Source organism: Streptomyces lavendulae subsp. lavendulae, assembly GCF_002803845.1.
Classification (GTDB): domain Bacteria; phylum Actinomycetota; class Actinomycetes; order Streptomycetales; family Streptomycetaceae; genus Streptomyces; species Streptomyces lavendulae.
In genome coordinates this window covers 3,169,582-3,189,893 of record NZ_CP024985.1, presented here as the reverse complement: position 1 = coordinate 3,189,893, position 20,312 = coordinate 3,169,582, and the positions used below count along the sequence as shown (strand labels likewise).

The 20,312-nt window shown below is 71.2% G+C and carries 18 protein-coding genes and 1 riboswitch; of the genes, 11 read left to right on the top strand and 7 right to left on the bottom strand.

Translation table 11 applies throughout. From position 1 onward, the window contains the following. The first annotated feature begins 20 nt into the window (after positions 1 to 20). The 6 genes from SLAV_RS13375 (at position 21) to def (ending at position 5,793) form a co-directional block, all read left to right on the top strand. Positions 21 to 665 carry a sigma-70 family RNA polymerase sigma factor gene (locus SLAV_RS13375; RefSeq protein WP_007266438.1) on the top strand — a complete coding sequence of 215 codons (645 nt, stop codon included), beginning with the start codon at positions 21 to 23 and terminating at the stop codon, positions 663 to 665. Beyond that, entirely contained in the window at positions 662 to 964 is a 303-nt protein-coding gene (gene rsrA / locus SLAV_RS13370; RefSeq protein ID WP_030225838.1) for a mycothiol system anti-sigma-R factor, read from the top strand. The genes SLAV_RS13375 and rsrA overlap by 4 nt, the downstream gene beginning before the upstream one ends. A 213-nt stretch (positions 965 to 1,177) precedes the next feature. After that, entirely contained in the window at positions 1,178 to 2,725 is a 1,548-nt protein-coding gene (locus SLAV_RS13365; protein ID WP_030225832.1) for an HD-GYP domain-containing protein, read from the top strand. Next, entirely contained in the window at positions 2,722 to 3,999 is a 1,278-nt protein-coding gene (locus tag SLAV_RS13360) for an HD-GYP domain-containing protein (protein ID WP_030225830.1), read from the top strand. The genes SLAV_RS13365 and SLAV_RS13360 overlap by 4 nt, the downstream gene beginning before the upstream one ends. Before the next feature lie 104 nt (positions 4,000 to 4,103). After that, entirely contained in the window at positions 4,104 to 5,099 is a 996-nt protein-coding gene (locus SLAV_RS13355; protein ID WP_030225829.1) for a tetratricopeptide repeat protein, read from the top strand. A 58-nt stretch (positions 5,100 to 5,157) separates the two neighbouring features. After that, positions 5,158 to 5,793, top strand: coding sequence for a peptide deformylase (gene def, locus SLAV_RS13350; protein ID WP_030225822.1), 636 nt, complete (start codon positions 5,158 to 5,160; stop codon positions 5,791 to 5,793). A gap of 70 nt (positions 5,794 to 5,863) precedes the next feature. On the opposite strand, the gene SLAV_RS13345 is transcribed toward def, so the two are convergent. The 3 genes from SLAV_RS13345 to SLAV_RS13335 form a co-directional block, all read right to left on the bottom strand. Continuing rightward, a complete protein-coding gene (locus SLAV_RS13345; protein WP_030225818.1) occupies positions 5,864 to 6,883 on the bottom strand; it encodes a ribonucleotide-diphosphate reductase subunit beta in 1,020 nt (339 codons plus the stop codon). Beyond that, positions 6,883 to 9,270, bottom strand: a complete 2,388-nt coding sequence (locus SLAV_RS13340; protein ID WP_030225812.1) for a ribonucleoside-diphosphate reductase subunit alpha — start codon at positions 9,268 to 9,270, stop codon at positions 6,883 to 6,885. The genes SLAV_RS13345 and SLAV_RS13340 overlap by 1 nt, the downstream gene beginning before the upstream one ends. 141 nt (positions 9,271 to 9,411) lie before the next feature. Beyond that, positions 9,412 to 9,536: riboswitch (cobalamin riboswitch) on the bottom strand. A gap of 69 nt (positions 9,537 to 9,605) precedes the next feature. Continuing rightward, positions 9,606 to 10,100 (bottom strand): GNAT family N-acetyltransferase, encoded by a 495-nt coding sequence (locus SLAV_RS13335; protein ID WP_030225811.1) that lies wholly within the window; start codon positions 10,098 to 10,100, stop codon positions 9,606 to 9,608. A 105-nt stretch (positions 10,101 to 10,205) separates the two neighbouring features. Here SLAV_RS13335 and SLAV_RS13330 point away from each other — a divergent pair, with 105 nt between their 5' ends. Further along, complete coding sequence (locus SLAV_RS13330; RefSeq protein ID WP_030225797.1) at positions 10,206 to 10,763, top strand: Uma2 family endonuclease; 558 nt, start codon at positions 10,206 to 10,208, stop codon at positions 10,761 to 10,763. A 44-nt stretch (positions 10,764 to 10,807) separates the two neighbouring features. Here SLAV_RS13330 and SLAV_RS13325 read toward each other — a convergent pair whose 3' ends face one another. The 3 genes from SLAV_RS13325 to SLAV_RS13315 form a co-directional block, all read right to left on the bottom strand. Next, positions 10,808 to 11,005: a CstA-like transporter-associated (seleno)protein gene (locus SLAV_RS13325; RefSeq protein WP_030225795.1), complete on the bottom strand. Its 198-nt coding sequence runs from the start codon at positions 11,003 to 11,005 to the stop codon at positions 10,808 to 10,810. Further along, positions 11,002 to 13,254 carry a carbon starvation CstA family protein gene (locus tag SLAV_RS13320; protein WP_234333396.1) on the bottom strand — a complete coding sequence of 751 codons (2,253 nt, stop codon included), beginning with the start codon at positions 13,252 to 13,254 and terminating at the stop codon, positions 11,002 to 11,004. Before SLAV_RS13320 ends, SLAV_RS13325 begins: the two co-directional genes overlap by 4 nt. Before the next feature lie 129 nt (positions 13,255 to 13,383). Further along, positions 13,384 to 14,148: a GntR family transcriptional regulator gene (locus SLAV_RS13315; RefSeq protein ID WP_030225792.1), complete on the bottom strand. Its 765-nt coding sequence runs from the start codon at positions 14,146 to 14,148 to the stop codon at positions 13,384 to 13,386. A 293-nt stretch (positions 14,149 to 14,441) separates the two neighbouring features. On the opposite strand from SLAV_RS13315, the gene SLAV_RS13310 reads away from it, so the two are divergent. The 4 genes from SLAV_RS13310 (at position 14,442) to SLAV_RS13295 (ending at position 19,300) form a co-directional block, all read left to right on the top strand. Then, positions 14,442 to 15,728 (top strand): extracellular solute-binding protein, encoded by a 1,287-nt coding sequence (locus SLAV_RS13310; protein WP_030225791.1) that lies wholly within the window; start codon positions 14,442 to 14,444, stop codon positions 15,726 to 15,728. 156 nt (positions 15,729 to 15,884) lie between these two features. After that, a complete protein-coding gene (locus SLAV_RS13305) occupies positions 15,885 to 16,907 on the top strand; it encodes a carbohydrate ABC transporter permease (RefSeq protein WP_030225790.1) in 1,023 nt (340 codons plus the stop codon). A 59-nt stretch (positions 16,908 to 16,966) separates the two neighbouring features. Then, positions 16,967 to 17,803, top strand: coding sequence for a carbohydrate ABC transporter permease (locus SLAV_RS13300; RefSeq protein ID WP_199922127.1), 837 nt, complete (start codon positions 16,967 to 16,969; stop codon positions 17,801 to 17,803). Positions 17,804 to 17,809: 6 nt separating this feature from the next. Then, positions 17,810 to 19,300, top strand: a complete 1,491-nt coding sequence (locus SLAV_RS13295; protein WP_030225788.1) for a glycoside hydrolase family 3 protein — start codon at positions 17,810 to 17,812, stop codon at positions 19,298 to 19,300. Positions 19,301 to 19,422: 122 nt separating this feature from the next. Here the strand turns inward: SLAV_RS13295 and nagB are convergent, their stop codons facing one another. Next, positions 19,423 to 20,208, bottom strand: coding sequence for a glucosamine-6-phosphate deaminase (gene nagB / locus SLAV_RS13290; RefSeq protein WP_030225787.1), 786 nt, complete (start codon positions 20,206 to 20,208; stop codon positions 19,423 to 19,425). Positions 20,209 to 20,312: the final 104 nt, after the last annotated feature.

Here is a 20,312-nt window from a genome sequence, read left to right as displayed (position 1 = left end):
CCGCCACGCTGTCGGAGGAGGTGGGTCCTGTCGCTGGGACCGACGAAGGCCAGGCGCAGGAGACAACGGCGGAACGCAACGCGCGTTTCGAGCGGGACGCCCTCGGCTACCTCGACCAGATGTATTCCGCCGCGCTGCGCATGACGCGCAACCCGGCCGACGCCGAGGACCTGGTCCAGGAGACGTACGCGAAGGCGTACGCGTCCTTCCACCAGTTCCGCGAGGGCACCAATCTCAAGGCGTGGCTGTACCGCATTCTGACCAACACGTTCATCAACTCCTACCGCAAGAAGCAGCGCGAGCCGCAGCGCAGCGCGGCGGAGGAGATCGAGGACTGGCAGCTGGCGCGCGCCGAGTCGCACATGTCGACCGGATTGCGTTCCGCGGAATCGCAGGCGCTCGACCACCTGCCCGATTCCGACGTGAAGGAAGCCCTGCAGGCCATTCCGGAGGAGTTCCGCATCGCGGTCTATCTTGCCGACGTAGAGGGCTTTGCGTACAAGGAGATCGCGGACATCATGGGTACACCCATCGGTACGGTCATGTCGCGACTGCACCGTGGCCGCCGTCAACTCCGCGGAATGCTGGAGGACTATGCCCGTGAGCGCGGGCTGGTCCCCGCGGGCGCGGGAGAGTCGAACGACCTGAAAGGCTCGGGCTCATGAGCTGCGGAGAGCCGCACGAGACGGAGTGCGCCGAGGTTCTGGACCATCTCTATGAGTTCCTGGACCACGAGATGCCCGACAGTGACTGCACGAAGTTCGAGACGCACTTCGGCGAGTGCAATCCCTGTCTTGAGAAGTACGGCCTGGAGCAGGCCGTGAAGAAGCTGGTGAAGCGCTGCTGCGGTTCGGACGACGTACCGAGCGATCTGCGCTCCAAGGTCATGGGACGGATCGAGCTGATCCGCTCGGGCCAGGCCGTGCCCGACCACGACGTCACCGCCGGTCCGGCGACCGGCTGAGCGGCCGCGCCGAACGGCCGCGCTGAAACGGCCGCGCCGAACAACCGCCCCCGGAAGCCCACTTCGTTCACTCGAAGGTGCTAATCCGGGGGCGCCCGTACGGCGCAATGCGAAAATGTGCCCTGCTTTCCCCGAGGGCGCGCCTATTCTCCCCTCGCGGTGCCGGTTCCCTTCGGCACCCGATGTGCGCGGCACAGGGGGGAGGCGAGCGCCATGCGGGCACTTCCGCCGACGGCGCGCGCGTTCGTGCTGGCCGCCGTGCTCGCGGCCGCCGCCTGTGCCGCACCCGCCCTGACGGACCCCGCCACGCCCTGGACGGCCGTCGTCGTGCTCGCCGCGCTCTACCTGGGCTGCGAACTGGTCCGGGTGCTCGCGCCGACGGACCGCCGGGCGCCCGACGGCCTCGGCTGCTTCTTCCCCGTCGTGATGGCGGCCGTCTTCCTGCTGCCGCCCGCGGCCGCCGCGCTCGTGGCCGTGCCGGGCGCGCTCGCCCAGACCGTCGTCCAGCGGCCCGCCGGGGTCCGCCGGGTGTGGCACGCGGCGCAGCAGGCGGTGGCCGCCCACCTGGCAGGCCGGGTCCACGGGCTCCTCGGCGGCCGGGGAGCGACCGCCGGACCCGGATCCGGGGCGCCGGGCGGGACCGGCCACGGCGCGGACCCCTCCCCCTGGGTGGCCGACTTCCCCTCCGTGCTGCTCCCCGCCGCGGCCGCCGCCGTCGTCTTCTGCCTGGTGCTCACCGCTCTCGACACCGGGATCCTGGCCGCCGCCGAAGGCCGGCCGGCCGCCGACGCCCGGCACGGACTCCTCACCCGGTCCCTCGCCCCGCACTGCGTGCACGGCCTCGCAGGGCTGATGATGGCCGTGATGTGGCGCAGCTCCTACGGGATCCCGGCCGCCCTCCTCGTCCTCCTGCCGATGTACGTCTCCTGCTGGGTCTTCGCCCAGTACCACCGCGAGCGCGCCGCCCACCGGGCCACGATCCGCGCCCTGGTCCAGGCCGTCGACATCAAGGACCGCTACACGCGCGGCCACAGCGAACGCGTCGGCCAGGCCTCCGCGATGATCGCCCGCGAGCTGGGCATGGCCGACGACCGCCTGGAGGTCGTCCGCATCGCCGGGATCCTGCACGACGTCGGCAAGCTCGGCGTACCGACCCGGCTGCTGCGCAAGGACGGGCCGCTGACCCCCGAGGAGCGCCGCGTCATCGAGCTGCACCCCGAGTACGGGCACGAGATGGTCCGGGGCATCGGCTTCCTGGGGGAGGCCCGGTCCGCGATCCTGCACCACCACGAGCGGGTCGACGGCTCCGGGTACCCGTACGGGCTGAGCGGGGAGCAGATCCCGGTGCTGGCCCGGGTGGTGGCGGTGGCCGACTCCTTCGACGCGATGACCTCGACCCGCTCCTACAGCCGGGCCCGGCCGGTGGAGGTCGCCCTGACGGAGCTGGAGCGCTGCGCCGGGGCCCAGTTCGACCCGGCCATGGTGCGGGCGCTGGTCACCGCCATCGGGCGGCACGGCTGGCACCCCGTGGTCACCTCCGACGACGACCTCCAGGTGATCGGCGCGGGCGCCGCCGCGGTTACGGCCACTGCCTCGGGTACACCCGCCGGCGCCGCCGCGGGTACGGCCGCCGCCGGCCCCGCGGGTACGGCCGCCGCCGCGCTGCCCGCGGTGCCGGCCCAGCCGCCGGGGCTCGCGGCCGACCGCCCGCGCGGCGGGGGCGGACCGGCGCCCGAGCGGCCCGCGCCGGGTTCCCGGTGAGGGCCCCGTCCGCGTGGGGCGTGCGGGGGGCCGCCGCCCTGCTCACGCTGGCGGGGCTGGGCCACACCCTGTGGACCGGAGTCGCCGACCCCGGCGTGGCCCTCGCCTTCGGCATCCTGATCACCGTGGGGGAACTGGCCCGGCACGACCACCGCGACCCCGCCGGGCACGTTCCGGGTGAGGAGCGCCGGCCCGCGCCGCTCGGTTTCGCCGCGGCCCTCGCGTACGCCCTGCTCGGCCAGAACGCCGGGCACCCCACCCAGCACGGGGTCCTGCAGACCGTCGCCGTCGTCGTCGCGGCGGCCCTGGCCGGGGTGGTTCCGCACGTTGCCCGGGGCCGCGGGCCGGCCCTGGACCACGTGGCCCGCCGGGTCCTGACCGTCGCCTTCGCCGCCTCCTGCTTCCAGCCCCTGCACCACTCCGGGCGGCTGGAGCGCTGGCTCGGGCAGGGCCCGTACCTCGTCCTGTTCCTGCTGCTCCTGCTCGGCCTGACCGCCCTGTGCGACGCCGTGCTCGCCGCCGTCTCGGCCCGGTCCCGCACCGGATGGCCCTATGGGCCGCTGTTGCGCGACGAGCTGCGCGCCCGGCTCGGCATCGGCGCCGCGATCTGCGCCACCGGGGTCGTCATGGCCCTCGGCGTGGCCGTGGCGGGTCTGTGGGCCCTGCCCGTCTTCAGCGTGCCGTTGCTGCTGACCCAGACCTCCTTCCACCGGATCAACGCGATCCGCACCACCTACCGCCAGACCATCACCTCCCTGGCCCGGGCCACCGAGATCGCGGGCTACACCCCACCGGGGCACTCCCGCCGGGTCGCGGCCCTCAGCTGCGCCGTCGGCCGGGAGCTGGGGCTCTCGGAGCGGGAGCTCACGGTGCTGGAGTACGCGGCCCTCATGCACGACATCGGGCAGCTCTCGCTGGTCGACCCGGTCCCCTCCGGGGCCACCGCCGCCCTGCCCGCCGACGAGGCCCGCCGGATCGCCGGGCTGGGCGGCGAGGTGGCCCGCCAGACCGGGGTGCCGTCCGAGGTCGCGGTGATCGTGGAGCGGCAGGCGGACCCGTACCGGGACCAGCCCGTCGCCGCCCGGATCGTGCGCGCGGTGAACGCGTACGACGACCTGGTGGGCGGGAACCGTCACCCGGGCGGCTCACTGGCGGCCCTGGAGCAGCTCCGGCTGGGCACCGGGCGCGATTACCAGCCGGAGGTCGTGGAGTCCTTGGCGAGGGTTCTGGCCAGGGGCGGGCGGTCCGGAGTCGTCCCCGTTCCACCGGGGTAACCCATGGGTAATGAGCGGCCGTCCGAGCGGGCATGGTTGGATGCAGTAGGAGTGTCCGTGAGGGTGTCCGCAAGGCTGCACCGTTGGACCGGCAGGCGGGAATCGTGAGGATCTTCGGGAAGGTACGGCATCGGCCCTCCGCCTCGTGGCGGCAGGCCACCGACCGCGCGTTCACGCTGATCGGCGACGGTCGGTACGAGGACGCGGGCGCGCTGCTGACCAGGGCGGCGGATCTGGAGCCCTGGCTGTCCGAGTCCTGGTTCAACCTGGCCCTGCTGCACAAGTTCCGGCACGACTGGGAGCAGGCGCGGGCCGCCGGGCTGCGGGCCGTGGCCCTGCTGGACCGCGAGACCGGCGCCCCGGACTGGTGGAACGTGGGCATCGCCGCGACCGCCCTCCAGGACTGGCCGCTGGCCCGCCGGGCCTGGCAGGCGTACGGGCTGAGGGTGCCCGGAGACCCGCACAGCACCGCCGGGACGGGCGAGCCGGTCGGCATGGAGCTCGGCAGCGCGGCCGTACGGCTGTCGCCGGAGGGCGAGGCCGAGGTCGTGTGGGGCCGCAGGCTCGATCCGGCCCGGATGGAGGTCCTGTCCATTCCGCTTCCCTCCTCCGGGCGGCGCTGGGGCGAGGTCGTCCTGCACGACGGCGTGCCGCACGGCGAGCGGATCACCGCCGCCGGCCCCTCGTACCCGGTCTTCGACGAGATCGAGCTGTGGGCCCCCTCCCCGGTGCCGACCTGGGTGGTGCTGCTGGAGGCGGCCACCGAGGCCGACCGCGACGCCCTGGAACAGCTGGCCTCCGACGCCGGTTTCGCCGCCGAGGACTGGTCCTCGTCCGTCCGGCTGCTGTGCCGGACCTGCTCGGAGAGCGCGATGCCCAGCGGGGAGGGCGAGGGGGACCACCTGGACCCGCACGACCACAGCGAACCGGGCCATCCGGGCCCGCTCGGCCACCGCACGGCCGGTTCCGGCTCCCTGTGGGTGCCCGAGCGTGAATGCGGCATCGCGGCACCCGCCGGTCTGGTGCGCGGACTGCTCGACGGATGGGTCGCCGACAGCCCCGACAGCCGCGAGTGGCGGGATCTCGAAGAAGTCTGCTGACCCCGGGCCGTAGGCTGTACGGGCACACCACGGACTTGAGGGAAGGCGTACGGCGGACATGGCGCAGCAGGAGAACCAGGTGACCCCGATCGACGACGAGGGCTACGTCGTGGACACCGAGGACTGTGAGGCGCGCGAGCTCGCCCACCGCGAGCGCGGTACCTCCCGCCCCATCACCGTGGTCGGCAACCCGGTGCTGCACCGCGAGTGCAAGGACGTCACCGAGTTCGGCGAAGAGCTCGCGCAGCTGATCGACGACATGTTCGCCAGCCAGAAGACCGCCGAGGGCGTGGGCCTGGCCGCGAACCAGATCGGCGTGGACGCCAAGGTCTTCGTCTACGACTGCCCGGACGACGACGGCAAGCGCCACACCGGCTACGTGGTCAACCCGAAGCTGGTGGAACTGCCGGCCGCCGGCCGCGTCCTGGACGACTCCAACGAGGGCTGCCTCTCGGTCCCGACCGCCTACGCCCCCCTCGCCCGCCCGGACTACGCCGAGGTGACCGGCCAGGATGCCCAGGGCAACCCGGTCAAGGTCCGCGGCACCGGCTACTTCGCCCGCTGCCTCCAGCACGAGACCGACCACCTGTACGGGTACCTGTACATCGACCGCCTCTCCAAGCGCGAGCGCAAGGACGCCCTGCGCCAGATGGAAGAGGGCACCCCCCGCTACCCGGTCGTCCCGAACGACTGATCCCGTACGCGACGCGCCCACGCCGAAGGCCCCGCCCCGGAATCCGGGGCGGGGCCTTCGTGAGCGGGGACTAGAAGTCCTCGTCCAGGTCGACCGTGCCCTCGACCGCGACCTGGTAGGCCGACGGACGGCGCTCGAAGAAGTTCGTCAGCTCCTGGACGCCCTGGAGCTCCATGAACGAGAACGGGTTCTGCGAGCCGTACACCGCCGGGAAGCCGAGGCGGATCAGGCGCTGGTCCGCGACGCACTCCAGGTACTCGCGCATCGACTCGGTGTTCATGCCCGGCAGGCCGTCACCGCACAGGTCGCGGCCGAACTGCAGCTCCGCCTCGACGGCCTCCTTCAGCATGTCGGTGACCTGCTGCTGGAGCTCGGCGTCGAAGAGCTCCGGCTCCTCCTTGCGGACGGTGTCGATGACCTCGAAAGCGAAGCTCATGTGGGCGCTTTCGTCGCGGAAGACCCAGTTGGTGCCGGTGGCCAGACCGTGCAGCAGGCCGCGGGAGCGGAACCAGTACACGTACGCGAAGGCGCCGTAGAAGAACAGGCCCTCGATGCACGCGGCGAAGCAGATGAGGTTCAGCAGGAAGCGACGGCGGTCGGCCTGCGTCTCCAGCCGGTCGATCTTCTCGACCGAGTCCATCCACTTGAAGCAGAACTGCGCCTTCTCGCGGATCGACGGGATCTCCTCGACGGCGTCGAAGGCGGCCGCGCGGTCGTCCGGGTCGGGCAGGTAGGTGTCGAGCAGCGTCAGGTAGAACTGGACGTGCACGGCCTCCTCGAACAGCTGGCGCGACAGGTACAGGCGCGCCTCCGGGGAGTTGATGTGCTTGTAGAGCGTCAGCACCAGGTTGTTCGAGACGATCGAGTCACCGGTCGCGAAGAACGCGACCAGACGGCCGATCATGTGCTGCTCGGCCGGCGTCAGCTTCGCGAGGTCGGCGACGTCCGAGTGCAGGTCGACCTCCTCGACCGTCCACGTGTTCTTGATCGCGTCCCGGTAGCGCTCGTAGAAGTCCGGGTAGCGCATGGGGCGCAGGGTCAGTTCGAAGCCCGGGTCGAGCAGGTTCTTCTTCTTGTCGGTGGTGCTCATTACTGGCAGGCCTCGCAGGACTCGGGGTTCTCAAGGGAGCAGGCCAGCGCCTCGGCGTCGACGGCCTGCGGGAGGGGGGTGGCGGTGGCCGGGACGGCGCTGCCGGAGGCGGCGCGGGCGATCTTCGTCGCCGGGCGGGACCGCAGGTAGTACGTGGTCTTCAGACCCTGCTTCCAGGCGTACGCGTACATCGAGCTGAGCTTGCCGATGGTGGGCGTCTCCAGGAACAGGTTCAGCGACTGCGCCTGGTCGAGGAACGGCGTACGGGCCGCCGCCATGTCGATCAGGCCGCGCTGCGGGATCTCCCACGCCGTGCGGTACAGCTCGCGCACCTCGGCCGGGATCCAGCCGAAGCCCTGCACGGAGCCGCTGGACTCGCGCAGCGCCTCGCGGGTCTGCGCGTCCCACACGCCGAGCTTCTTGAGCTCCTCCACCAGGTAGCCGTTGACCTGGAGGAACTCGCCCGACAGGGTCTCGCGCTTGAAGAGGTTGGAGACCTGCGGCTCGATGCACTCGTACACGCCCGCGATGGAGGCGATGGTCGCCGTCGGGGCGATGGCCAGCAGCAGCGAGTTGCGCATGCCGGACTTCGCGATGCGGGCGCGCAGGGCGTCCCAGCGCTCCGGCCAGTTCAGCTCGACGTCGAAGTGGTCGGGGTGCAGCACGCCGCGGGCGGTGCGGGTCTGCTCCCAGGCCGGGAGGGGGCCGCTGCGCTCGGCGAGGTCGCAGGAGGCCTCGTAGGCGGCCAGCATGATGCGCTCGGAGAGCTTGGTGGACAGGGCCTTCGCCTCGGGGGAGTCGAAGGGCATCTTCAGCTTGAAGAAGACGTCCTGGAGGCCCATCGCGCCCAGGCCCACCGGACGCCAGCGGGAGTTGGAGCGGCCCGCCTGCTCGGTCGGGTAGAAGTTGATGTCCACGACGCGGTCGAGGAAGGTGACCGCGGTGCGGACGGTCTCGTCCAGGCGCTCCCAGTCGATCTCCCCGTCCACCACGAAGGCGCCCATGTTGACGGAGCCGAGGTTGCAGACGGCCGTCTCGCCGTCGTTGGTGACCTCGATGATCTCGGTGCAGAGGTTGGAGGAGTGGACGACGGTGCCCGGCTCGGCGGTCTGGTTCGCCGTGCGGTTGGAGGCGTCCTTGAAGGTCATCCAGCCCTGGCCGGTCTGCGCGAGGGTGCGCATCATCCGGCCGTACAGGTCGCGGGCGGGCATGGTCTTGCGGGCCAGGCCGTCCGCCTCGGCCTTGCGGTAGGCGGCGTCGAACTCGTCGCCCCACAGGTCCACCAGCTCGGGGACGTCGGCCGGGGAGAACAGCGACCAGTCGGCGTCGGCGTTCACGCGGCGCATGAACTCGTCCGGCACCCAGTGGGCCAGGTTCAGGTTGTGCGTGCGGCGCTGGTCCTCGCCCGTGTTGTCGCGGAGCTCCAGGAACTCCTCGATGTCCGCGTGCCAGGTCTCCAGGTACACGGCCGCGGCACCCTTGCGGCGGCCGCCCTGGTTCACGGCGGCGACGGAGGCGTCGAGGGTCTTCAGGAACGGCACGATGCCGTTGGAGTGGCCGTTGGTGCCGCGGATCAGGGAGCCGCGGGCGCGGATGCGCGAGTACGAGAGGCCGATGCCGCCGGCGTGCTTGGACAGGCGCGCGACCTGGTGGTAGCGGTCGTAGATCGAGTCCAGCTCGTCCAGCGGGGAGTCCAGCAGGTAGCAGGAGGACATCTGCGGGTGACGGGTGCCGGAGTTGAAGAGCGTGGGGGAGGACGGCAGGTAGTCCAGGCGGCTCATCAGCCGGTAGAGGGAGGCGACCTCCTCGACGGCCTGGACGGTGTCGTTCTCGGCGAGGCCGCAGGCCACGCGCAGCATGAAGTACTGCGGGGTCTCGATCACCTGACGGGTGATCGGGTGGCGCAGCAGGTAGCGGCTGTGCAGGGTGCGCAGGCCGAAGAAGCCGAAGCGGTCGTCCGCGCCCTCGGCGAGCGCGTGCTCGACCAGGGAGTTCAGGCGGGCCGCGTGCTGGGCGACGAACTCGGCGGTGCGGTCGGCGATCAGGCCCTCGCGGTGGCCGACGGCGACGGACTCGGCGAAGGAGGCCGAACCCTGGCCCGCGGCCTCGTCGGCCACGGCCAGCGTGAGCAGGCGGGCGGCGAGGCGGGAGTACGCCGGGTCCTCGGAGATCAGGCCCGCGGCGGCCTCGGTGGCCAGCCCCCGCAGCTCGGCCTCGTCCGCGACGGCGCTGCGCCCGCGCAGGGCGGCGGCGGCGACCCGGCCGGGGTCGGTGTCGGGGAGGTCGACGGTCAGCTCGGTGAGAGTACGCAGCAGCGCGGCCCCCGGGCCTTCGGTGGTGTCGCCAGAAGTGGACTCGGCGCGCGGTGCGGAAGGCGCGATGGTCACGGCGGGAGCTCTCCCTCGCTCGGCCCGGTGCATCGGCGGGGCGCGGGCGGGCGCATGCGGGCGCGCGGGAAGGCGCGACGTGCCGCATGGCGTCCACCGGCCCAACCGCGAGGCCCGGACGTGTCTCCACCCGGTTCGGTCGATCCGGGCGCGCTGCCGGCAGGTCCTCGGACTTGCGGAATGCACCAATGGGTGCACGTCATACCGTTGCGGGACAGTTCCGGATTCCCACCGGATTCCCCTGCGGCGACAGCGAGGATGAGCATACATGTGGGGGCGCCCCGATGCGTGACCCCCCACATGTTGTGTCGGCGCGCCGTTCGCTCAGCGTGGCCTCACAGTTCCAGTCGGTACGTGAGGAGCCTCAGAGCCGGGATCGGGGACCAGTCCAGCTCCGGCGTACGGACGAAGCCGAGGCGCCCGTAGAGGCGTTGGGCGCCGAGCATGGCGGGCTGGGTCGACAGCACCAGTGCCGGGACCCCCAGGGCCCGGGCACGGTCGACGCAGGCGCGTACGAGGGCCTCGCCGACCCCCTTGCCGCGCGCGGCGGAGGCCACGGCCAGCATCCGGAACTCGGCCTCGCCGGGGCCCGCGATGTCGGCGAGGGGGCTCCCGGGTGCGGCGAACGTCACTCCTCCGAGCACCTCGCCGTCCCGGGCCGCGACGATCACCTCCCCGTGACCGGCCCGGCCGGCGACGTCCCGCAGGACGTTGAGGTAGTGGTCGTCCTCGTTCAGGTCGAGCAGCCCGTCCCCGGTGTAGGCCTGCCCGGTGATCTCGCCCAGCTCCGCGTACTCGGCGGGGAGCGCCGCCCTGATCTCGATGTCCATGCGGTCGAGTGTGCAGGGCGGGTGTCGGTGCCCGCCGCTATCGTCGGAGACAGCACCGTCGAGGAAGGTGAGCGAGGCAGGACCGTGACGACCGACCGGCCCCACATGCTGACCGAGGACTTCGAGGCCGTGGCGCGGATAGCGGCCCGCGAGAGGGTGGGGACGCGGCTGGAGTTCATCGACGGGGTTATCAGGAGCAAGGCCATGCCGGACGGCGACCACCAGATGATCATCCAGTGGCTCACCCGGATCTGCATGCAGTACCGGCCGGAACTCTGGCTGCACCCGGGGCAGGGGATCAAGGCGCAGGAGTACCGGGCGGGCCGGGCGATTCCTGACGCAGCGTTGGCACCCTCCAAAGCGTTCGTCGGACAGGGAGACTGGGTCGATCCGGATCCGATCCTCATGGCCGTCGAGGTGACCTCATGGGACTCGGACACCCGTCGGCGGGACCACGTCGAGAAGCCCCGTACCTACGCGGAGACCCGGATCCCCGTATACCTGCTGATCGACCGGGCCAAGTGCGAGGTCTCCGTCTACAGCCAGCCCAACGGGCAGCGGTACGAGAGCGTCCACGTCGTTGCGTACGGCAAGGACGTCGAGCTCCCCGACCCCGTAGGCATCACCCTCCAGACCGAGGTCCTCAAGGACTGGGTGCGCTGAGCATGCCGAAGGGCCCGCTGCCCGGCGGGCCCTTCGGGTGAGACTCAGCAGCAGCGGAAGCCCTCGCGGGGGTCCGCCTCGCGGGCGTCGGTGCGGGCCCGTTCGAAGGCGCGCCGGGTCATGACCTCGGCGTCCGGGTCGTGGGAGCGGGCGTGGGCGACGTAGCGGTCGTACGCGGCCTCGCCGGAGAACTCCCGTACGTAGAAACGCGCCCTGGCCAGGGCCGCGCGGACCCCGCTCATGCCACGGGCTCCTTGACCCGGCCGCCGCCCGAGTCGAGGCCGGCCGCCGCGAGCTCGGCCTTCTCCTCGGCGGAGGCCAGCAGGCCGGCCGGGGCGACGATCTTCGACTCGGTCCACGGCACCTCGGAGAGCCGCACGGAGCCCGGGTCGGCGACGGCCTTGAGGCAGGTCCGGGCCGCGTCGGCCAGCACGATCAGGATCAGGACGGCGAACAGCACCGACAGGACGCCGTCGACCGTGGCGTTGGTGACCACGGTGTGCATCTCGTCCATGTTCTTGGCGGGCGGCAGCACCTTCCCCGCGTCGATGCCGGTCCGGTACTTGTCGCGCTGGGCGAAGAAGCCGACCTTCACGTCGTCGGAGAAGACCTTCTGGTAGCTCGCGGTGAGGGTGACGGCCACGTCCCAGGCGAGCGGAACGCCGGTGATCCAGGCCCACTTGAGCCGCCCCGACTTCACCAGCAGCGTGGTGCAGACGGCCAGGGCCACCGCGGCGAGCAGCTGGTTCGCGATCCCGAACAGCGGGAAGAGCTGGTTGATGCCGCCCAGCGGGTCCTTCACCCCGACCCACAGGAAGTAGCCCCAGCCGCCGACCACGACCGCGCTGGCCAGCCAGACGCCGGGCTTCCAGCTCACGTCCTTGAAGGACTTGTGCACGTTGCCCAGGGTGTCCTGGAGCATGAACCGCCCGACGCGGGTGCCCGCGTCGACCGTGGTCAGGATGAAGAGGGCCTCGAACATGATGGCGAAGTGGTACCAGAACGCCTTCATGCCGGATCCGCCGATGACGGAGGAGAAGATCTCCGACATTCCGAGTGCGAAGGTCGGCGCGCCACCCGTACGGGACAGCAGGCTCGCCTCCTCCACGTCCTTCGCGGCCTGCGCGAGGGCGTCCGGGGTGATGGCGAAGCCGAAGTGGGTGACGGCCTCGGAGGCGGTCTGGACGGTGGTGCCGATGACCCCGGCGGGGGAGTTGACCGCGAAGAACAGGCCGGGCTCGATGATGCAGGCGGCGATCACCGCCATGATCGCGACGAAGGACTCGGTGAGCATCGCGCCGTAGCCGATGACCCGGACCTGGGTCTCCTTCTGGATCATCTTCGGGGTGGTGCCCGAGGCGACCAGCGAGTGGAAGCCGGACAGCGCCCCGCAGGCGATGGTGATGAAGACGAAGGGGAACATCGAGCCGGCGAAGACCGGGCCGTCGCCGCGCGTGGCGAAGTCGGTGACCGCGGGCATCTTCAGCGTCGGCATCGCGATGACCACGCCGACCGCCATCAGCGCGATCGTGCCCACCTTCATGAAGGTGGACAGGTAGTCGCGCGGTGCGAGCAGCAGCCACACCGGCAGCACCGAGGCGATGAACCCGTAGGCGATCATCCAGATGACCAGGGTCTCCTTCTCCAGGGTGAAGAACTCCGCCCAGGAGGACTCGGCGACCCAGCCGCCCGCGACGATGGCGAGGAGCAGCAGCGCCACGCCGATGACGGAGACCTCGGTGACCCGGCCCGGCCGCAGGACGCGCAGGTAGACGCCCATGAAGAGGGCGATCGGGATGGTCATGCCGATGGAGAAGACGCCCCACGGCGAGTGCGCCAGGGCGTTGACGATGACGAGCGCCAGCACGGCCAGCAGGATGATCATGATGGCGAACACGGCGAGGAGGGCGGCGGCTCCGCCGACCGGGCCGATCTCGTCCCGGGCCATCTGGCCGAGCGAACGGCCGTCGCGCCGGGTGGAGAAGAACAGCGTCACCATGTCCTGCACGGCGCCGGCGAAGATGACGCCCGCGACGATCCAGATCGTGCTCGGCAGGTAGCCCATCTGCGCGGCGAGCACCGGGCCGACCAGCGGGCCCGCGCCGGCGACGGCGGCGAAGTGGTGGCCGAAGAGCACGCGCCGGTCGGTCGGGTGGAAGTCGACACCGTTGTCGAGGCGTTCGGCCGGGGTGGCCCGGGTCCTGTCCACCTTCAGTACGCGGTCCGCGATGAACCGCGCGTAGAAGCGGTAGCCGATGGCGTACGAGCCCAGTGCGGCGGCGAGCAGCCAGGCGGCCGAGATCTCCTCACCCCGCGAGAGCGCCAGCACGCCCCAGCCGACGGCCCCGACGAGGGCCACGGCCGCCCATATCGCCAGGGACCGGGGGGAGAGCCTTCCCGCCGGCGGGAGCGAGCCCGGCCCGTCGCCGGGGCTCGCCGCGCCCCTCGGATTCGGAGCCCGATCCGTCTGTGTTGCTTCCGGTTCCGCCATGATCCTCGTCCCCTCGTTGATCATCTGCCGAGCGCAGGGAATCTACGGGGGCACGACCGGTGGACGTAAGCCCCCGTCCGTATAGCGGTACGAGGTTCCACCGGGGGCCGAACGGGAGTCAACCTCCTTTTACAAGGCGGGTCGCTGAAGGCGGGCCACGAACTTGTAACGGTCGCCGCGGTACACCGATCGCACCCATTCGACCGGTTCGCCGTCGGCGTCGAGCGAGTGCCGGGAGAGCATCAGCATCGGCAGGCCGACGTCGGTGCCGAGCAGCCCGGCCTCGCGCGGGGTGGCCAGCGAGGTCTCGATGGTCTCCTCGGCCTCCGCGAGCCGGACGTCGTACACCTCGGCGAGCGCGGTGTAGAGGGAGGTGTACTTGGCCAGCGAGCGGCGCAGCGCGGGGAAGCGCTTGGCCGAAAGGTGCGTGGTCTCGATGGCCATCGGCTCGCCGCTCGCCAGGCGCAGCCGCTCGATGCGCAGGACCCGGCCGCCGGTGGCGATCTTGAGGAGTCCGGCAAGGGTGTCGTCCGCGGTCACGTAGCCGATGTCCAGCAGTTGGGAGGTCGGCTCCAGCCCCTGGGCCCGCATGTCCTCCGTGTAGGAGGAGAGTTGGAGCGGCTGGGAGACCTTGGGCTTCGCCACGAAGGTGCCCTTGCCCTGGATGCGCTCCAGCCGGCCCTCGACCACGAGTTCCTGCAGGGCCTGCCGGACGGTGGTCCGGGAGGTGTCGAATTCGGCCGCGAGCGTGCGCTCCGGCGGCACCGGGGTGCCGGGCGGCAGCGTCTCGGTCATGTCGAGCAAGTGCCGCTTGAGTCGGTAGTACTTGGGCACACGCGCCGTGCGAGTGGCTGCCCCGCCTTCCGGCTCCGTGGTCGCCCCTTCGGTGGCCATCGCCGCCCGCCTTCCCGACTCCAGTTTCGCTGCCGTCACCGGCTCCTCCGATATGTGCGGTCACATGGTGACACGGGTGGGAGGGCAGGCCTCCTCCCTCCCCCAGGTGTCGGTCCGGTAACGGACCGAGCACCCGCTCATTAGACCCTTGACACCCCTAAAGGTCTAGGCCAAGCTCCCGGTACTGGTCTACACCAATATGGATCGGATCCCGGCCCCACGGGCAGTACTTGGTACGTACGTCACCGCGGCGGGCGAGGGAAGTTGCAGGCAGCATCCCTGAGGAGGGTGGCGTGAAGCGCAAGCTCATTGCGGCGGTCGGTGTCGTGGGCATGATGGTCGGTGTCGCGGCGTGCGGCAACGGCGGCGACGACAAGCCGAAGGCCGACGCGTCGGGTGGCGCCAAGGAGATCACCGTCTGGGTGATGGACGGCTCCGCACCGAAGGCCTGGCTCGAAGAGGTCAACAAGCAGTTCTCGGCCAAGCACCCCGGTGTGACGGTGAAGGTCGAAGAGCAGAAGTGGACCGGCATCCAGGAGAAGGTCACCACCGCCCTCTCCGAGAACACCCCGCCGGACGTCCTGGAGCTCGGCAACACCCAGACCGTCGGCTACGCGGTCACCGGCGGCCTCGCCGACCTGTCCGGCGACAAGTCCAAGCTCGGCGCCGACGCCTGGTCGAAGGGCATGCTGTCCTCCGCCGAGGTCGACGGCAAGCTGTACGCCGCTCCCTGGTACGCCGCCAACCGCGTCGTCATCTACGACAAGAAGGCCTACGAGAAGGCCGGCATCACCGCCCCCAAGACCCGTGACGAGTGGGTCGCCGGTCTGGAGAAGCTGAAGGCCTCCGACCCGTCCGCGCAGCCGATCTACCTGCCCGGCCAGAGCTGGTACATCCTCGCCGGCTTCGTCTGGGACGAGGGCGGCGACCTCGCCGTCAAGGACGGCGGCAAGTGGAAGGGCCAGCTGAGCACCCCGCAGGCCGCCTCCGCGATGGACTTCTACAAGAAGCTCCAGTCCTACTCCACCGCCCCCAAGGACAAGGACGAGGCCACCCCGCAGCAGTCCACCGACATCATCCCCAAGGGCGGCGTCTCGTCCTGGATCGGTCTCGGCTGGGAGGCCCAGGGCGCGCTCAAGGCCCTGAAGGACGCGGGCAAGGAAGGCGACTTCGGCTACTTCCCGATCCCGGGCAAGACGGCCGACAAGCCGGGCTCCGTCTTCCTCGGCGGCTCGAACCTCGCCGTGGCCGAGCGCTCCAAGAACAAGGAGCTCGCCAAGGAGTGGCTCGCCCTCGCCGCCGGCAAGGAGCAGATGACCAAGTACGCCGCCGCCACCGAGGGCGCCCTGCTCCCGAACCAGGCCGCCGCCAACTTCGCCGCCGCCCCCGGCTCCTTCGCGGAGTCCATGGCCAAGGCCGCCCTCTCCGGCAAGATCACCCCGGTCACGGCCGGCTGGGCGAACGTCGAGACCGAGCCGAACCCCATCAAGGAGTTCATGACCAAGGTCCTGAAGGGTGAGGACGCCGCCAAGGCGGGCGCGGACGCGGACAAGGAAATCGCGAACCGCATCAACAAGTAGTACCGCCCGGCCGTACCGGCAGCACCCGCACGACCCGCAGCACCCGCAGCACCCAGCAGTGTGATCGCACCGGGGGGTGCGGCAGGCGCCCCGCAGCGCCTGCCGCGCCCCCGGTCGCGCATTTGACTCCACAGTCAACCGCGAGGAAGCCCAGACATGACCGTGCACTCCCAGGGAGCGGCGACCAGCGCTCCACAGGACGCACCACTGAAGTCCGCCGGCCTGCCGCCGAAGGCACCCGCCGCCCCGGCCGGCCCCAGCCAACCGTCTCCTCGCGGGGGCAGAAAGCAGCTCCCCACGGGGTGGCTGCCGTACCTGCTGATCGCACCGGCCGTGCTCAGCCTCGCGGTCCTGCTCGTGTACCCGCTGATCAAGAACGTGATCCTGTCCTTCCAGGACATCAACAAGATCGAGTTCATCCAGCGCAAGTACCCCTCCGCGGGCTTCGACAACTACACCCAGCTGCTCGGCGACTCGAACTTCTGGACCGTCGTCCTGCGCAGCTTCGGCTTCACCCTCGCCAACGTCGTCCTGATCATGGCGATCGGCAGCCTCATAGGCCTCCTGCTGAACAAGCTCGGCAAGAAGATGCGCCTGGTCCTGTCGATGGCCCTGGTGATGGCCTGGGCCATGCCGATCGTCGCCTCCGTCCAGGTCTTCTACTGGCTGTTCGACGAGCAGTTCGGCGTGATGAACTGGGTGATGCGCACCGCCGGCTTCTCCGGCTACGAGCAGCACAACTGGTTCGAGACCGGCCTGTCCACCCTGACGATCGTCACCGTCCTCGTGGTCTGGGGCTCCATCCCCTTCGTCGCCCTCAACATGTACGCCGCGCTGACCACCGTCGGCGCCGAACTGTACGAGGCCGCCCGCATGGACGGCGCCAACGGCTGGCAGACCTTCTGGAAGGTCGTCTTCCCACAGCTCAAGCCCTTCTTCCTGATCACCACCTTCCTTGAGGTGATCTGGGTCTTCAAGGCCTTCACCCAGGTCTACGCGATGAACAAGGGCGGCCCCGACCGCGCGTCCGAGATCCTCCCGGTCTTCGCCTTCGTCGAGGGCCAGAGCCAGTCCCACTACGGTCTCGCCGCCGCCATCTCCGTCCTGACGATCCTGATCCTGATCGTCATCATGTCGTTCTACTTCCGCCTGATCCTGAAGCAGGAGGAGGAGCAGTGAGCACCACCACCGCCCCGAAGCCGGCCCCCACCGCCCCGTCCGCGCAGCCCGCCCAGCGGCTGCGCACCCGCGGGCCGCTGCGCCCCGCGACCGTCGCCAAGAACCTCGGCGCCCTGCTGCTGGCCCTGCTCTTCCTCTTCCCGGTCTACTGGATGTTCTCCTCGGCCCTGAAGCCGTCGAGCGAGATCCTCACCAAGGACCCGGTGTTCGTCTTCACCCCGACGATGCAGAACTTCGAGAAGGCCACCGGGGTCGACAACTTCTGGACGTACGTGACGAACAGTCTCGTCGTCACCGTCAGCGCGGTCCTGCTGGCCCTGCTCGTCGCCCTCGCCGCCAGCTTCGCGATCGCCCGCATGAGGTTCCGCGGCCGCAAGGGCATGGTCCTGGCCGTGATGATGGCGCAGATGGCCCCCTGGGAGGTCATGGTCATCGCGATGTACATGATCCTGCGCGACGCCGAGATGCTGAACAGCCTCCCGATGCTCACCGCGATCTACTTCGTGATGGTCCTCCCCTTCACCATCTGGACCCTGCGCGGCTTCATCGCCGCCGTCCCGGTGAGCCTGGAGGAAGCCGCCCAGATCGACGGCTGCACCCGCGGCCAGGCCTTCCGCAAGGTGATCTTCCCGCTGCTGGCGCCCGGCCTGATGTCCACCTCGCTCTTCGGCTTCATCACCGCGTGGAACGAGTTCGCGATGGTCCTGATCCTGAACAAGGACAAGACCGCGCAGACCCTGCCCCTGTGGCTGACCCAGTTCAAGACCGCCTTCGGCAACGACTGGGGCGCCACCATGGCCGCGTCCTCGCTGTTCGCCGTCCCGGTCCTGCTGATCTTCATCTTCCTCCAGCGCAAGGCCGTCGGCGGCATGACCGCCGGCGCCGTGAAGGGATAACGGCCCATGACTGTCCTTGCGCACCGAACGGACACCCTCACCCGCGACGCCCTCGCCGTCCTCCAGCCCGGCTTCGAGGGCACCACCGCCCCCGCCTGGGTGCTGCGCCGGGTCGGCGAAGGCCTCACCGCCGTGGGCCTCTTCGGCCGCAACATCGCCTCCGCGGAGCAGCTCGCCGCCCTGACCGCGCAACTGCGCGCCGAACGGGACGACGTCCTCGTCGCCATCGACGAGGAGGGCGGGGACGTCACCCGCCTGGAGGTCCGCGGCGGCTCGTCCTTCCCCGGCAACCTGGCCCTGGGCGCCGTCGACGACACCGCCCTGACCCGCGAGGTCGCCCGGGAACTGGGCCGCCGCCTCGCCGAGTGCGGGGTCAACCTCAACTGGGCGCCGTCCGCGGACGTCAACTCCAACCCCGACAACCCGGTCATCGGCGTCCGCTCCTTCGGCGCCGACACCGCGCTGGCGGCCCGGCACACCGCCGCCTACGTGGAGGGCCTCCAGGACTCCGGGGTCGCGGCCTGCACCAAGCACTTCCCGGGCCACGGCGACACCAACGTCGACTCCCACCACGCCATGCCCCGCATCGACGTGGACCTGGACACCCTCCAGGTGCGCGAGCTGATCCCGTTCAAGGCGGCCATCGAGGCCGGCACCAAGGCCGTGATGAGCGCGCACATCCTGGTGCCCGCCCTCGACCCGACCCGCCCGGCCACGCTCAGCCCGCAGATCCTGACCGGCCTGCTGCGCAAGGAGCTCGGCTACGAGGGCCTCATCGTCACCGACGGCATGGAGATGAACGCCATCGCCGGGACGTACGGCATCGAGCGCGGCTCGGTGCTGGCCATCGCCGCCGGCGCCGACGCGATCTGCGTCGGCGGGGGACTGGCCGACGAGGCGACCGTCCTGAGCCTGCGGGACGCCCTCGTGGCCGCCGTGCGCGAGGGCACGCTCGCGGAGGAGCGGCTCGCCGACGCCGCCGCCCGGGTGCGGGCCCTCGCCGAATGGACCCGCCGGGCACGGCCGGACGCGCGACCGGAGGGGAGCCGCGCGTCCGGCATCGGCCTGACGGCGGCCCGCCGCGCGGTGGTCGTCTCGGGCACCCCGGCCACCGTGTCCGCCCCGTACGTGGCCACGCTCGCGCCCGTCGCGAACATCGCGGTCGGCGACGAGACCCCGTGGGGGGTGGCCGCGGAGCTGGCCGCGCTGGTCCCGGGCACCGGGTCGGGCGTCTACCCCGAGGGCTGCTCCGCCGGGGACGTGCTGGCCGCGGCGGGGGACCGTACGGTCGTCGCCGTGGTGCGCGACGCGCACCGGCACCCCTGGATGACCGAGGTGCTGGACGCCCTGGTCGCGGCCCGGCCGGACACGGTGGTCGTGGAGATGGGCGTACCGCTCGCCGAGCCGCGCGGGGCCCTGTACGTCGCCACGCACGGAGCCTCCCGCGTCTGCGGGCGGGCCGCCGCCGAGGTCATCGCGGGGGAGCGGCGGGGCTAGCCCCGCCGGACGCGGCGCCGGGCACCCGTCACGGGGGTGTCCGGCGCCGCCGCGTCCGGGCACGCGCGAAGGGCCGGGCCCCCGAGGGGGGGCCCGGCCCTTTCCGTGTGGTGCCGGTGTTGCTACAGGCCCTGCCAGGCGGGCTTGTTGGCGAAGGTGTGGCGGAAGTAGTCGGCCAGCTTCAGCTTCGAGGCGGCCGCCTCGTCCACGACCACGGTGGCGTGCCGGTGCAGCTGCAGCGCGGAGGCCGGGACCAGCGCGGACAGCGGGCCCTCGACGGTCTGCGCGACGGCCTCGGCCTTGCCCTCGCCCGTGGCCAGCAGGACCAGGTGGCGGGCGTCGAGGATGGTGCCGATGCCCTGGGTGATGACGTGGTGGGGCACCTGGTCGATGTCGTCGTCGAAGAAGCGCGCGTTGTCCACGCGGGTCTGCTCCGTCAGCGTCTTGATGCGGGTGCGGGAGGCCAGGGAGGAACACGGCTCGTTGAAGCCTATGTGGCCGTCCGTGCCGATGCCCAGCAGCTGGAGGTCCACCCCGCCGGCGTCCGCGAGGGCCTGGTCGTAGGCGACGCAGGCGGCCTGGACGTCGGCCGCGGAGCCGTCGGGACCCATGAAGGAGTCCTCGGCCAGCCCGAGCGGCTCCACGACCTCGCGGAGCACGACGGCGCGGTAGGACTCCGGGTGCCCGGCCGGCAGGCCGACGTACTCGTCGAGCTGGCAGATCCGGGCCCGGGAGGCGTCGACCTCACCGGCCCGGACCTTGGCGGCGAGGGCTTCGTAGACGGGCAGCGGGGTAGAGCCGGTCGCCACGCCGAGCAGGGCGTCGGGCTTGCGGCGGACCAGGGCGGCCATGGCCTCCGCGATGAGCTCGCCGCCTGCCTTGGCGTCCGGGACGATGACAACTTCCACGCGGGGGCCTGCCGATCTGAGAGGGGTGCGGACACTTGTGGTATAGACCAATCTAGCAGAGCGTGCCCGCCGATGGCGGGCCCTTGCCCCTTCCATCGTGTTCC

What these genes read in the sequence shown, in the direction of transcription:
- rsrA (WP_030225838.1), top strand. Translation starts at nt 662, where the DNA reads ATGAGCTGCGGAGAGCCGCACGAGACGGAGTGCGCCGAGGTTCTGGAC.
- SLAV_RS13365 (WP_030225832.1), top strand. Translation starts at nt 1,178, where the DNA reads ATGCGGGCACTTCCGCCGACGGCGCGCGCGTTCGTGCTGGCCGCCGTG.
- def (WP_030225822.1), top strand. Translation starts at nt 5,158, where the DNA reads ATGGCGCAGCAGGAGAACCAGGTGACCCCGATCGACGACGAGGGCTAC.
- SLAV_RS13345 (WP_030225818.1), bottom strand. Translation starts at nt 6,883, where the DNA reads ATGAGCACCACCGACAAGAAGAAGAACCTGCTCGACCCGGGCTTCGAA.
- SLAV_RS13335 (WP_030225811.1), bottom strand. Translation starts at nt 10,100, where the DNA reads ATGGACATCGAGATCAGGGCGGCGCTCCCCGCCGAGTACGCGGAGCTG.
- SLAV_RS13330 (WP_030225797.1), top strand. Translation starts at nt 10,206, where the DNA reads ATGCTGACCGAGGACTTCGAGGCCGTGGCGCGGATAGCGGCCCGCGAG.
- SLAV_RS13325 (WP_030225795.1), bottom strand. Translation starts at nt 11,005, where the DNA reads ATGAGCGGGGTCCGCGCGGCCCTGGCCAGGGCGCGTTTCTACGTACGG.
- SLAV_RS13320 (WP_234333396.1), bottom strand. Translation starts at nt 13,254, where the DNA reads ATGGCGGAACCGGAAGCAACACAGACGGATCGGGCTCCGAATCCGAGG.
- SLAV_RS13315 (WP_030225792.1), bottom strand. Translation starts at nt 14,148, where the DNA reads ATGGCCACCGAAGGGGCGACCACGGAGCCGGAAGGCGGGGCAGCCACT.
- SLAV_RS13305 (WP_030225790.1), top strand. Translation starts at nt 15,885, where the DNA reads ATGACCGTGCACTCCCAGGGAGCGGCGACCAGCGCTCCACAGGACGCA.
- SLAV_RS13295 (WP_030225788.1), top strand. Translation starts at nt 17,810, where the DNA reads ATGACTGTCCTTGCGCACCGAACGGACACCCTCACCCGCGACGCCCTC.